At 62.1% G+C, this 12,244-nt stretch carries 11 protein-coding genes and 1 pseudogene; 1 reads left to right on the top strand and 11 read right to left on the bottom strand.

Annotated features, from left to right (window positions below; genetic code table 11):
- Positions 1-112: 112 nt before the first annotated feature.
- The 9 genes and pseudogenes from GC125_RS14235 to GC125_RS14200 form a co-directional block, all read right to left on the bottom strand.
- The gene (locus tag GC125_RS14235; RefSeq protein ID WP_199864579.1) at positions 113-823 is read right to left on the bottom strand and encodes a M48 family metallopeptidase; all 711 of its coding nucleotides are present in this window, start codon (positions 821-823) and stop codon (positions 113-115) included.
- A complete protein-coding gene (locus GC125_RS14230; protein ID WP_151986247.1) occupies positions 813-4,046 on the bottom strand; it encodes a type I restriction endonuclease subunit R in 3,234 nt (1,077 codons plus the stop codon). Before GC125_RS14230 ends, GC125_RS14235 begins: the two co-directional genes overlap by 11 nt.
- The gene (locus tag GC125_RS14225; RefSeq protein WP_151986246.1) at positions 4,043-5,698 is read right to left on the bottom strand and encodes a DUF6119 family protein; all 1,656 of its coding nucleotides are present in this window, start codon (positions 5,696-5,698) and stop codon (positions 4,043-4,045) included. Before GC125_RS14225 ends, GC125_RS14230 begins: the two co-directional genes overlap by 4 nt.
- The gene (locus GC125_RS14220) at positions 5,695-7,032 is read right to left on the bottom strand and encodes a restriction endonuclease subunit S (RefSeq protein ID WP_151986245.1); all 1,338 of its coding nucleotides are present in this window, start codon (positions 7,030-7,032) and stop codon (positions 5,695-5,697) included. Before GC125_RS14220 ends, GC125_RS14225 begins: the two co-directional genes overlap by 4 nt.
- The gene (locus tag GC125_RS14215) at positions 7,022-8,575 is read right to left on the bottom strand and encodes a type I restriction-modification system subunit M (protein ID WP_151986244.1); all 1,554 of its coding nucleotides are present in this window, start codon (positions 8,573-8,575) and stop codon (positions 7,022-7,024) included. Before GC125_RS14215 ends, GC125_RS14220 begins: the two co-directional genes overlap by 11 nt.
- A 9-nt stretch (positions 8,576-8,584) precedes the next feature.
- Positions 8,585-9,148 carry a restriction endonuclease subunit S gene (locus GC125_RS14210; RefSeq protein WP_151986243.1) on the bottom strand — a complete coding sequence of 188 codons (564 nt, stop codon included), beginning with the start codon at positions 9,146-9,148 and terminating at the stop codon, positions 8,585-8,587.
- A gap of 67 nt (positions 9,149-9,215) precedes the next feature.
- Positions 9,216-9,812 carry a DUF2285 domain-containing protein gene (locus GC125_RS14205; protein WP_151986242.1) on the bottom strand — a complete coding sequence of 199 codons (597 nt, stop codon included), beginning with the start codon at positions 9,810-9,812 and terminating at the stop codon, positions 9,216-9,218.
- 19 nt (positions 9,813-9,831) lie between these two features.
- Positions 9,832-9,933, bottom strand: a pseudogene (locus tag GC125_RS20390) (transcriptional regulator domain-containing protein); the annotation flags it as partial.
- A 129-nt stretch (positions 9,934-10,062) separates the two neighbouring features.
- On the bottom strand, positions 10,063-10,335 hold the full coding sequence (locus tag GC125_RS14200) for a DNA -binding domain-containing protein (protein ID WP_151986241.1): 273 nt from the start codon (positions 10,333-10,335) through the stop codon (positions 10,063-10,065).
- A gap of 213 nt (positions 10,336-10,548) precedes the next feature.
- Between GC125_RS14200 and GC125_RS14195 the strand changes: the two genes are divergently transcribed.
- Positions 10,549-10,767 carry a helix-turn-helix domain-containing protein gene (locus GC125_RS14195; RefSeq protein WP_151986240.1) on the top strand — a complete coding sequence of 73 codons (219 nt, stop codon included), beginning with the start codon at positions 10,549-10,551 and terminating at the stop codon, positions 10,765-10,767.
- A gap of 54 nt (positions 10,768-10,821) precedes the next feature.
- On the opposite strand, the gene GC125_RS14190 is transcribed toward GC125_RS14195, so the two are convergent.
- Positions 10,822-11,154 (bottom strand): DUF736 domain-containing protein, encoded by a 333-nt coding sequence (locus GC125_RS14190; RefSeq protein ID WP_199864578.1) that lies wholly within the window; start codon positions 11,152-11,154, stop codon positions 10,822-10,824.
- 579 nt (positions 11,155-11,733) lie between these two features.
- Positions 11,734-12,201, bottom strand: a complete 468-nt coding sequence (locus GC125_RS14185; protein WP_151986239.1) for a hypothetical protein — start codon at positions 12,199-12,201, stop codon at positions 11,734-11,736.
- Positions 12,202-12,244 lie beyond the last annotated feature (43 nt).

Genomic DNA, 12,244 nt, shown 5'->3' with positions numbered 1-12,244 from the left:
CCGCGGAAGGCGGCCGGCTGTCGGAGGCCAGAGAAGCGGATGAGGGGGGCCTGGAGGGATGACGATTTACGCGCCGCGAAATCGTCACCCCTGAGAGCTCAACGGAGAATCTCTAGACGAGACTTGTTTCGAGCTTCTTCTTGCGGTCACGCCAGTCCGGCATGGCCTTGTCCATCAGCTGCCGCCAGCGTGAACCGTGGTGAGGCTCGAATACGTGCGCGAGTTCGTGGACGATCACATAATCAATGCATTGGACCGGAGCGCGGATCAGGTCCTGGTTGAGGACGAGATTGCCTTTCGGCGTATAGCTGCCCCATCTTTTTGTCATGGGGCGGATCATCAGCTTGGGTGGTGCGGTGCCTTCGGAAGCGAATAGCGGCGCCACGTCGCGAAGTCGCCGCGGAAATTCGGCGTGAGCTTCGAGCTTGTAGAAATGATCGAGCAGAGCCACTTTGTGCACATTGCTTTCGACGTGCGGCGTCTCCAGGACGATGCGGTCTCCGCTCAGAAAAATGCGAGACGCATCATTCTGGTGAACTTTTAGGCGATACTGGATGCCCCGAAGGAGGTGCGTCTCGCCGCTGATGTACTGGCGCGGGGGCGTTCTGGGGCGGTACTGCTCGAAATCATCGATTTGCGCTGCGATCCACCCGCCCTTGCGGCGAACGCGTTCTTGGACTTCGTCATCGGCCGCGTCGTGCGGAGCGATGACCTGCACCGAACCTGATGGCGAGACGACGATTTTCAGCCGCCGGCGCTCATCGCGCGCGACGCTATAGGCGATCCGTCTGCGGCCCCACTGGAACCAGGCGTCAGCGGACACGGCCGTCATCCTGCATGCGCACCCGGGCGGCCGACAGCACCTCGTTGATGATGCTGTCCATTACGGCCGGTTCGATCTCGGGCCCACCTGAACCCATGACCACGTCGAAGAAGAAGTCATCCATTGCGTTTCGCATATCGTTCTGGATGTCGCGGTCATGCTGCCACCCGACGCGGCGGTGGCTTTCGATTATGTCAACGAGTGACATCGAGATCGTGACCGGAAGGTCAGGATCGTCGACCGCGGCGCGCCGGAGTTCCTTTCGGGCGATGCCCCAGAAGGCAGTCTCATTGCCCTTGCCGCGCAGTTCGTGCGGTGTCGGGTCATCCTCATCGTCGCGGGCGTCGAGCTTGTCGCGCTGTGAGCGGATACGTTCGAGGTATGCTTTCTCTTCAAGGCGGCCGCGACGAAAGTCGTCGATCGTTTGCCGAATGAGCTTCGAGAACTTCTCAAAGAAGGTGGGGTCTTCGTCCCATTTTTCCTCGATGGTTCGCAGCGTCCGGTGTGCGATTTCGTCAGCGATCGAGGCGTCGGAACGCTTCTTCTCGTTGCGGGCCGCTTCGATGGCGCCATCGTCGAAGACCGCTAGCGGCTCCACGATCGTCGTGACTTCGTGGGCGGTCACATGCTGATCGAGCAGACTGCGGACGCGCCGCTCATATTCGCTCCAATCCACCGCGTCTGCGTACCGAGCCTTCACGTGGGCGCGCAGCGCGAGAAAGCGCTTCTCGTCTGTTCGCCAGCGCAGGAGCCGCTCTGGCGGCGTCTCCTCGACGAAGGTCCGCGAGCTGACGGCGACCGTCAGGGTGCGGGAGAATTCCGATAGGCGGCGGTAGAAGTCATCGCGCAGCGCGTCGTCGGCGAGCTCTCGCGCATAGGCCTCCTCGTCGTACACGTTGGAGACGCCAGCGAAGAGATCGAGGAGTGCAGCGTGCTTTTGGGGGAGCTTACGCGCCTCATCGGCGATCGCGCTGACCGACTGCTGCAGGTCGGCTTCGTCGAAGTCCCGTAGCGCCTCATTTGCGGTCAACGCCTCGCCAAGGTGACGCAGCACGCCGCAGTAATCGATGATGAAGCCGAACGGCTTCTCGGGCGCCCCGTCCTCGTCGAAAACGCGGTTGACTCGCGCGATGGCCTGCAAAAGCCCGTGCTCGCGGAGCGGTCGGGCCATGTAGAGCACCGTGTTGCGCGGCGCATCGAAACCGGTGAGCAGCTTGTCGACAACGATCAGGATGTCCGGCTCGCCGGGCCCCTTGAACTTCGAGATGATGGATTTGTTGTAGCTCTCCTCGCCGCCGTGACGCTCCATCATCCGGCGCCAGAACTTCACCACCTCGTCGTCGGATTCCTCGTCGATGGCGTGTTGGCCCTCGCGCTGATCGGGCCCGGAGATAATGACCTCGGAGGTCACCTCACCGAACTCGTCGAGCAGCTTTTTCAGTGTGATGGCGTCCCGCTTGGACGGCGCGACGAGCTGCCCTTTCAACCTGTCGGGCTGGAAATTGTCCGCAAAGTGCCGACTGACGTCGAACGCGATACAGCGCAGCCGTGCTGACACGCCCATGAGCGTCCGCGGTCGGCTCATCTTGCGTTTGAGGTCGGCTTTCTGCGTGTCGGTAAGGCCGACGGTCACGCGGTCAAACCAGGCGTCGACCGCGTCTTCGTCGATATCCTCCTCGACATGACGACCCTCATAGAGCAGCGGCACGACGGCGCCGTCCGCTACGGCATCCTTCATCGAGTAGACCGGCTGCACGAGCGGTCCGAACTTGGTGAAAGTGTTTCGCTCCTTCTTGGCGATCGGCGTGCCGGTGAAGCCAATCAAGCAAGCGCCCGGCAACACGTCGCGCATCTTTTGGTGCAGGCTCTCCATGTCGCCGTACTGGCTGCGATGACTCTCATCGACCAGCAGGAAGATGTCCGTGCTCGCATCGACGACGCGGCGCTTGTTGAGACCGGCTTTGAACTTGTGAACGAGGGTCGTGACGACCGGCGTCTTCGCTTCGATGAGTTCGACCAGATGCTCGCCCGTCTTCGCGCGCTCCGGCGACAGGCCCGTCGCCTTGAACGTCTTGTCGATCTGGTCATCGAGATCGGTGCGGTCGGTCACCAGCACGACACGCGCCGTCGGGACGCTCATGGCGAGCGCCTTGGCGAGCATCACCATGGTCAGCGACTTGCCCGACCCTTGCGTATGCCAGACCACGCCGCCTGCGCGCCGTCCGGCGTTGTCGCGCGCCGCGACACGCTTGAGCAGGTCCTTCACCGCGAAATACTGCTGATGGCGCGCGACCTTTTTCACACCACCATCGAACAGCGTGAAACGGCGTGCGAGGTCGAGAATGCGCTCGGGCCGGCAAAGGCTCACCAGCATCTCGTCGAGCGGTGTAACGAAGCGCTCCCCGGCTTCACGCAGACCGTCATGCTTGCGGCGGTGGAGCCCGAAGTCCTGGAAGATCGCGTCGTGATCCGTCGTGTCGATCGCTCGGTTGACGACCTCAGAAACGTAGTCAGGCACATCCTCGCGTTCGCGCCAGGCCGACCAGAACTTCGCCGGCGTGCCGACCGTCGCGTAGCGCGGCTCGTGCGAGTTGGCGGCAATGAGCAACTGCGCCGTGAAGAACAGATTTGTCGCGCCGAGATCCGGCTTTTGGTTGCGCAGGTGCTGGCTGATCCCTTGCGCAACCTTCTCCTGGCTGCGCTTCACCTCGACGACGGCGAAGGGGATGCCGTTGACGAACAGGACGATGTCGGGACGGATGCTCGCTCCTTCCGGCCAGTCGACCGGAAACTCGCTCGTCATGTGGAAGGCGTTCGCTCGCGTGCTATCGGCGTCGAGCCCCCAGTTGATGTAGCGGAAGGGCCATTCGCGGGATTGTCCGTCCACGGTCTGCGGCAGCGCGACGCCGAGCTGGATCAGATCGGTCTGGCGCTCGTTCGTGCGCATCAGGCCGTCGAAACGCACGTCCTTGAGGCGCTCGACGGCGGTTTCGATGTTGCCTTCCGAGAAGGCGTGCGTGCGCCCGCCAGCGCGGATGCGATTGAGGGAGGCCAGTTGAGCGCGCAGCTTGTCTTCAAGTAGGACGCCGGTGCGACGGTGCCGCCGCTGCCGGTCGATCTCCGCGCGCGTGACATAGCGCCAGCCTAGCGCCGAAAGGGTCATGAGCGCCTGAAGCTGCTCGCGCCCGGCTTCGGACAGCGAGAATTGCGGGCTTTCGGTCATTCAACGACCTCCGGCTCGGCGACTTCGCCTTTGGCGCCGCGTTTCGCCTTGCCCTTAGAAGCCGTCTTCGGCTTTTCGATCCAGGCGAAAGCGTATCTGTAGCCAAGCGCATCGAGCTCGCGCGCGGCCTGCCGGAACGATACAAGGCTGAAGAACGGCAGCTTTGGTTGCTCGGAAGCAACGATCACGCCGTACACGACGGTAAAATCGGACCGGGTGAAGTGCTCGTCGGATTTCGGAAGAATGTCCTCATAGCCCGCTTGTCCGGTTTCGCCTTGGACGGTGATCACTTTGGCGCGCACGCTGTCACGTGAGGGTGGATCAATGGCAAGAACACGAGCGGACACCGTTCCTTGACTGAAGAGATGGCTGAGGCGCGACGATGACGTCTTATCTTTGATGTGAATGAGTTGCCGGTCGCGGCTGAGGAAGTCGCAGGCCTCCATCGTTGTCGACCAGCCTGTCGGTTTAATGAGGCGGCGATCGAGGCAGATCATGTCCGCGTCGAGACCGGCGATACGCTTATTGTAGATTTCCTCGGTTTCGTCGGCTTCGGCCTCGGGCAGCTTGATCTTCGGCGTCTTGTCGAAGAACTCCCGCACCTCCTTCGCCAAATCTTGGTCAATCTGATACCAGCGGCCACCGGACAGCACGTAGGTCGATCCATCGAGATCGGTCTCGAAGATCACGCACTCGCGGAGTTTCCATTTGCCGCCGCAGTCATGGCCGTCGTCGTCGACCTCATGAACCGTATGGTTACGCAAGTTTTCGTCTGTGTACGCGGTCCTCTTACGCTCCTTGAGCGCGTCGAGATATCCGGGCAGATCGAGGTCCGCGTAGAGTTGCCAGCTGTTAAAGCCCTTATATCGGATGAGGCTGGACTTTTCGGGATCGTAGATCACCGGGAAGGCCAGATGGATGCCCTCAGCCTCTCCATTGTCGACTGCCTTCGCCATCGCTTCGATGAGTTTGGCGTCGAGTTTTTCAATCAAGGCTTGATCGCGGATGTGCCGGATCTGATCGATCCAGGTGAAATCGGCCTTGTAGTCCGTCTTCTGATAGATTGCGTAGGCGTCGGCGCAGGCCTGCGCGAGGCCGCCCACCTCAAGTTTTCGGTTAAGGGTCAGACCGTCCGTTCCTGCAACGTAGGAGCCGAAGGCGGCGTCCTTCGGAGTTCCAGCCAAGCCGCGGACCAGGTCCCGTTCGATGTCGATGGCGAAGGCAGTCTGATCCGAACCCCGGCTCGTTTGCGTCCGGCGGGACAGCGTGTTCTCGTCAGGCGTGCGAACATCGGCGCTTTTGAGCTGTTTGGGGTCTACCGCGTTGAGAACCACGCGCAGCCCGAAATCCTGCTCGAACGCGGCAGGGTCGAGTTTGACATGACCCATCCCGAACGAGATGGCAAACCAACGGCTGGCCGCCTGAACGAAAACTAGGCCAGACGCCGTGTGGTTGAAGATTCGCTTCTTCTCATCTTCGGACAACTCGAGGAAATGCGCCCATTTCGGCACGCCGCCACCGAGCGTAGCTAGGGAAATGAGGGCTCCTTCGAGTTTAGGCCACGCCGTTAGGTCGACGCCCTCGCGCACGGCGTCGGCGGGCGTCAGGCCATGGCGCAACAGTCGGATGGAGAGCTTTTGGGTGTTGCTCATTCAGCGGCCTCCATCGACGTGAGGCGCATGTCGCCGCTGAGCAGCTTTTGCATGAGCCCGCGTTTTTGTTCTTCGAGTAGGCGATACTGCGCCTTAACCGCATCGACTTCGGAGTCTATGGAATGGAACACGCTCATATCTAGGGATGAATAAACAATCTCGAATTCAGACAGGGCCGAGTTCGATAGATTGTTGATGCTGGACCCGGCAAGTTCGACATACAGCTGCCGTCGATAGGGCTCAGACTCGAAATAGTTGATAGCTATTTGTCGGTATTCTTCGTTATGCGGTCGAAATATGGCGTTGAAGGCGCCTGGCGCACAGTTCGGAAAATCTAAATTCGCCAGCCCTGCTTTGCCGACGAGGTCTGAACTTCCATTTGACATGCAAATGACGAAGTCACCCGGATGGACAAATTGGCGGGCTTTGGCGCAGTTCGGCCTAACGTGTTTCTCTTGGCCAGTGAGGCGTAGCCTAAAATCGCTGAGGTTTGCAGCAGTCAAAATGCGGACAGAATCTGGAGCAAGGTTTTGGACCAAATCGGTCGCTGGATCGTAAGAAACCCCTCGAATTAAATCTCCGATTTCCCCGATTTTGAGGCGTTCTAGATCGGCTCTCTGCTGTTCCGTTGTGTTGCTTAAGAAGACACGGCGAAGCATGCCTTGCTTCAGCTTGGTTGCAGCTTTGAAGCGCATTTCGATGAGACCAAATGCTCGGTCCCAAGCGTCGAGAATGTCTGCAATCCGCCGTTGTTCGGCCTTGGGCGGTACGTCGATCTCCCATTCGAGCCAATCCTCGATCTTGAAAACTAGCTTTTCGACATGGACGCCAATGCTCGAATGAAAGCATGTCTGCTGAAAATAGACGGAGTGTGACAAGTGTTGCAGAAAGCGGAGGTCGAGTCCGCTCTTGGGCTTGAGCGCCACGTACTCGTTCGACACCACTGCCCCATCGAGGTTCGCCGGAACCAAACCGCACGCACCATGCGAGATTTGGCGGCGAGAGATAAGGAAATCATTCGCCTCGACGAAGAACTGTGTCTTGGTGCGGATGTCACGGCCGAACAAGACCTCGCGTGGAACGATGCCCCCCCGGCTTCGCTTCGCGGTGACGAGTTGATATCGCTTATCGTCGACCAGCTTCGCAGGACGAACGACGGGCTCAAGGAAATCCCCAATGGGCGCCCGGGTCCAACCCTTCGGTTTGCGCCCGAGCTTGGGGATTCCCGGCTGGACGCTGGGCGGATAGGCGCTAGCGCTACCAGACACTTCGGAAGGTTGGTCGTCCGCCGCATCGAGGTCGGCGTCGATGTCTTGTTCGACGTCAGACTTCAATGCCGAGCTCCTTCAGATAGCGGTTCATCTCGGCGCGCGTTTCGGCCAATTGCCGGTCGAGCTCGCGGATCTCGTCCTGCACCGCCTGGATGTCGATTTCTGGCTCGGGCTCGAAGGTATCGACGTAGCGCGGGATATTAAGATTGAACTTGTTGCGTTCGATCTCCTCGAACGCGGCGCGGTGTGAATAGCGCTCGATCTCCCGGCGCTCGCGCGCCGTCGAGACGATCTTGGCCACATCCTCGTCGCGGAGCTGGTTCTGGCGCTTGCCAGAGCCGTATTCGCGGCTCGCATCGATGAAGAGCACGTCGCGCTCGCCTTCACGCGCGCCGCCCGACTCGCGGGCGCGGTCGAACACCATGATGCAGACCGGAATGCCCGTCGTCGGGAAGAGCTGCGCGGGCAGACCGACGACCACGTCGAGAAGGTTGTCGTGCACGATGCTTTCACGGATGCGTCCTTCGGCGCCGCCTCGAAAGAGAACGCCGTGCGGCGCGACGACGGCCACGCGCCCCTCCCCGGGGCGGGCGATCGCCAGCATGTGGAGGATGAAGGCATAGTCGCCCTTCGACTTCGGTGGGACCCCGCGTGCAAAGCGGCGGAAAGGATCGTTCTCGGCGTTCTCCGCCCCCCATTTGTCGAGGCTGAATGGCGGATTGGCGACGACGGTGTCGAAGCGCATCAGATGATCGCCTTCGAGCAGGGTCGGCCCGTTGATCGTGTCGCACCAGCGGATGTCGGCCGCGTCCCGTCCGTGCAGGAACATGTTCATGCGCGCGAGCGCGACGGTCTGGCCGTTCGCATCCTGACCATAGAGGCGGAAGTTGTTGGTGCCGACTTCCTCGCCGGCGCGGAGGAGAAGCGAGCCCGAGCCGCAGGCAGGGTCGCAGATCAGCGCGCCGTCCTTCGGCGCGGCCAGTTTGGCCACGACTTCCGAGACCTTGCGCGGGGTGAAGAACTCCCCGGCCTTCTTCCCGGCGTCGGCGGCGAACTGCTCGATGAGGTAGATGTAGGCTTCGCCGATCACGTCCTCGCTGACGGCGCTGAGATTGAGGCTAGGTTTGGCGAAGTCTTCCAGCACATTCTTCAGGCGACGGTTGCGGTCCTTTGTCTGACCGAGACTGATCTCCGAGTTGAAATCGATGTTGCGGAAGACGCCGTTCAGCTTCGGCTCGTTCGCCTGTTCGATGGCGTCGAGCACCATGTTGATCAATTCGCCGACATTGTCCCGGTTGCGGCGCTCGTATAGACTGTCGAAGCTCGAGAGGAAGGTCTCGACGACTTCGCCCTTCTCGTTGCGGTACTCGATTTCCTTGAGCTTGAACCGCTCGCGCTCGAGACGCCGACGGATGCGGAGATCGCGCTGGGGATGGTCGCAAAACTCCTCCAGCATCTCTTCGTAGTGCTTGTTCCAGACGTCGCTGATGTATGCCAGGAATAGCAGCGCGAGGATATAGTTCTTGTATTGCTCGGCATCGATCACGCCACGGAACGTGTCGCACGCCGCCCATACCGCATTGTTGATGTCTTCTGTCCTTGCCATGGGTCGTCCTTACGCGGCGGTTTTAAGCATTTGTGAAATGATCGCGGCATGCAGCCTGCTTTCGGCGGCGGTGCGCGCGCGGCTGAGGCGCTCGCACTCGGCGGCGAGACTGGCGATGCGTCCGATCTTGCGTTGCTGGTCCAATCGAGGGAGGGGCAGAACAACATCCTCTAACGCTTGCTTTGGGATGCGCGGCAATGCGCCCGCCGTCGCCGATGCCTTCAGTTGCCGGACGGCTTCAATGTCATTGAGCGCGACAAAGAGAAAATCCGGGTCGATGCGAGAGGGGTTGGGTCGGACGAGATAAACGTCGAGGCCGATGTATGCGCCGACCATGTGTGGCCAGGGCCTGAAGGCGGCGAGATCCTCACCGCGGGTCGGCACGAGGAGGTCTGTCGGCTGAATGGTCGTCGCGCGCCGTGCACCTGGAGCAGGGCCGCGAGGGAGGGCGCCTTCCGGTTCGCGAAGATCCTTGATCTGTACGAAAGCCGCATTCTGCTCGCGGCCCTTCGGCGGAAGCAAGCCACTCAGAATGTTCGCGATGTCGCCCAAGCGTGTCATGCGACGGATCATGCACCGAGCTGTCAGACCGCACAAGAAAAATCGTATGAGACGGCCTCATACGATCCTATCTTCCGTCTTAGCGGCTGCGACCTCGCAGAAGTTCCCGGTAGCCACCGCCGACCATTTTCCTTCCATACGCGGTAAGACGCACGACCTGAGCCTTGATCGAGCTGGTTTTCCAAGGTTCCGCTTGCAGTCGACGCGTGCCGAAAAAGGCAGTCGCGACGTCACGGTAGCTTGCTCCGCTGGCGATGGCGTCCACGCACCTCAAGGCGCGCTTGAGTCGGTCACGGCGCTGGCGGGACAGCGGCGGGTCGGCCGTCCGCTCGATCAGCGCGCAGTAGATCCCGTTGGCCGCAGCGAGCCGTATCGGCCAGCTCTCGTCGAGCGGGAGGAGGATGCCCAGCGGCCTCAGGTCGAGATCATCGACTTCGCCGACGAGTACCGTCCCATCATCGAGCCGGGCCCATGTGAGGCCAGCTTCGCTGCGCGTCTGCGGCGGCTGCACGAGCCGAGCCAACGAAGAGCTCTGCAGGTCGGTTGGAAGCGGCGCGATGTATTGGGCGACGGCCGGTGCTTCCTCCGGGTTCCAGAACACCGGCGCGTCGGGGGCGTCGAGCTCCGGATCGACCGGGAAATCGCAACCCCCAGTCTGCGACGCGGGTGTCGCCATCCGCCCGCCGCCAGGCGGCGCGATAGTCCTCGTTCCGCCGCAAGCACTCCCAGGCGAGGCCCGACAGGCCGAGCGTGTCGAAATGGTCGTAGTGCTGATCCTCACGCCAGTCGCGCGGCATGGCCGATCTCCCCGACGAGGGCGCGGCTCGCGCGCGCCGGACGAAAGGAATTTTCGGCCTCAGGTTGCGCCTGCCTAGACCCCGGCGCGGCATCGGGCGATGCGCGGAGCGCATCACCACTGAAGTAAATCAGGGCAGTTCGTGGCGGAGCAGGTCGCGATAGCCGTGCTCGGTCATCCAGCGGGCGCGCCCCAGATGGCTGTCATGGACGCGGCGGGCGCGCTCCGGCTCAGCCTCGGCGTCGATGCCGAACAGGATGCGCGCGATCTCGGGGAGGGAGGCGCCTTCCGCGTTGGCGTCGAGCAGGCGCATATAGAGTTTGAGGTGATCGCGGTCGTAGACCGTGACGCGATCCTCTGCGGGCGGCGCGTTGGCGAGCGGCGCTTGCGGCAAATCAGTCATTTCGGCGTCCCCCGTCTTTGCGCCGAGTCATAAGCGGATCGGTAACCATGATCCACGGTTCGGCAGGGAATCTTTGCACAGGGGAGTTCTGTCGGCTGCCAGTGACTCTGGGGTCGGCGAATGCGGGTCATATCCGGTCCGAGCGATCAGCCTACACAGTTTGTAGAGAATACTCCGTGGTTAAATACTCTACAATGGCCGTTTCTCGCGCGGATGACGATCCGCGACATACTGGCCAGAAATCTCAGGAAATATCGGCAGGCTGTGGGCCTGTCTCAGGAGGAACTGGCGCACCGCGCGGAGATCGACCGGACCTATATCAGCTCGATCGAGCGCTGCCAGTATGCGGCAAGCATCGACGTGATCGAGCGTCTCGCGCGCGAGCTTGGCGTCAAGCCAGCCGCGCTGCTCAATGATGAGGACGAGGCCTGATACACGCGAAGGCGCCCCGCCCGGGTGACCGGACGAGGCGGTTCGCCGGCGACCTCAGTCGCCGTTCTGGCGGCGGGCCCGCGACCAGATGAGGCTGAAGCTCTCCTCGCCCTCGACGACGGTGTCGTCGAAGAGGTTGGCGTAGATCGGCTGGGTGAAGCTCGGGTCGTCGAGCTTGAGGCTCAGATAGTCGCGGCCCTCGTTCGAGGTCTTGGACCAGGCGGCGCCGATCTCGGCGCGGCCCACGAAGACGCGGTGGCTCGGAGCGTTACCGTTGGCGCCGGTCTCTTCCGGGACGATGCGGACGTTCTTCGCCTGTACGCTCAGGGTGACGATCTCGCCGACGTATTCGTTGCCGGTCTTCTTGAAGGTTCCGATGGTGGCCATGTCAGTTCTCCTTTGGGTTCTCGAGCCCGCGCCCATCGCGGCCTCGATGGCGATCGCAGAGGCCGGGGCGATCCGCCGACGCAGCCATTCATGGCCCGCAGCGCAGCGGAGGACGGCGGGAACGGTCTTTCTTGGACCCGCAAGGGTCGCTCGCGAGGAATGGCCTTCGGCCAGGGGAAGAAAGTCCGGCTCCGCCGTTGCGGCCAAGGCGGTCGAGGCGTAGCCGGCCCCGGCCAGATCAGCCCATTGAGAGGCGGTGTGGGATGCGGGGGACGGGCACATGGGAGAAGTCCTGAGACCCACCGATGGATACCGGCAAGATCCCGGTAGCGCGCGTCGCACGAAGACAGGCCCCGGCGTGCAGACGGACGGAAACGTATCGGCGCGTCAGGAGGGCGTCATACAGAAATGGCTGCCCCGACCGGTGGTACTTCGTGCCGCTTTAACGGAGTCGGCTTTTGAGCGTCTTTCCTCGAACGGGTGTACGCGGCTTAGCCACAGGCGCCGTTCCGGCCCTTCCTCCGGGTCCGGATCAATGTGGATCACGATCTGGATATTATGAGAGGGTTCGAGATGCTCTCAGCCGTCGTTGGCTGCACGCCCGCCGCTGAACGCCTGTGATATCGCCGTTGCGTCCTCGTCCGGCCCGGCGAGGGACGCGATGCGCGCCCAGGCCGTCGCGCCGACGACGATGGCGCCGATCCAGGCGAAAACGGGCGTCCAGGTCTCCCCCGCGCCGCCGATCTCGGAAAGGCCCTTGATGGCGTGGTAGCCCGCGATGCCCGCGGGAGCGGCGAAGAGCGCGCCGATGGCGAGCCTGGCGGGAACGGACTCGATCGTTGCGAACGCGATTTGGCCCGCGACGAGGGTCGCGCCGCCCGCGAGGAAGGCGGAGACGAATGCGGCAATCAGCCCCGCTTCGCTGTCGTAGACATGCATCCCGACCGAAACGGCGACGAAGAACGGGAGCGCGTAGATGGCGAGCGCGAACAGAACATAAACCATGAAGCCGAGGCCGAGGACGCTTAGTATGGCGGATACGAACATGGGCGGTCTCCTTCAGAGAGGTGCGCCTCCACCACCGCCACGG

Source organism: Rhizobium sp. EC-SD404, assembly GCF_902498825.1.
Lineage (GTDB): Bacteria > Pseudomonadota > Alphaproteobacteria > Rhizobiales > Rhizobiaceae > Georhizobium.
Note: the sequence above shows the minus strand (reverse complement) of the source record. Positions and strands in the feature narration are given on the sequence as shown.

What these genes read in the sequence shown, in the direction of transcription:
- GC125_RS14230 (WP_151986247.1), bottom strand. Translation starts at nt 4,046, where the DNA reads ATGACCGAAAGCCCGCAATTCTCGCTGTCCGAAGCCGGGCGCGAGCAG.
- GC125_RS14225 (WP_151986246.1), bottom strand. Translation starts at nt 5,698, where the DNA reads ATGAGCAACACCCAAAAGCTCTCCATCCGACTGTTGCGCCATGGCCTG.
- GC125_RS14215 (WP_151986244.1), bottom strand. Translation starts at nt 8,575, where the DNA reads ATGGCAAGGACAGAAGACATCAACAATGCGGTATGGGCGGCGTGCGAC.
- GC125_RS14210 (WP_151986243.1), bottom strand. Translation starts at nt 9,148, where the DNA reads ATGATCCGTCGCATGACACGCTTGGGCGACATCGCGAACATTCTGAGT.
- GC125_RS14205 (WP_151986242.1), bottom strand. Translation starts at nt 9,812, where the DNA reads ATGGCGACACCCGCGTCGCAGACTGGGGGTTGCGATTTCCCGGTCGAT.
- GC125_RS14200 (WP_151986241.1), bottom strand. Translation starts at nt 10,335, where the DNA reads ATGACTGATTTGCCGCAAGCGCCGCTCGCCAACGCGCCGCCCGCAGAG.
- GC125_RS14195 (WP_151986240.1), top strand. Translation starts at nt 10,549, where the DNA reads ATGACGATCCGCGACATACTGGCCAGAAATCTCAGGAAATATCGGCAG.
- GC125_RS14190 (WP_199864578.1), bottom strand. Translation starts at nt 11,154, where the DNA reads ATGGCCACCATCGGAACCTTCAAGAAGACCGGCAACGAATACGTCGGC.
- GC125_RS14185 (WP_151986239.1), bottom strand. Translation starts at nt 12,201, where the DNA reads ATGTTCGTATCCGCCATACTAAGCGTCCTCGGCCTCGGCTTCATGGTT.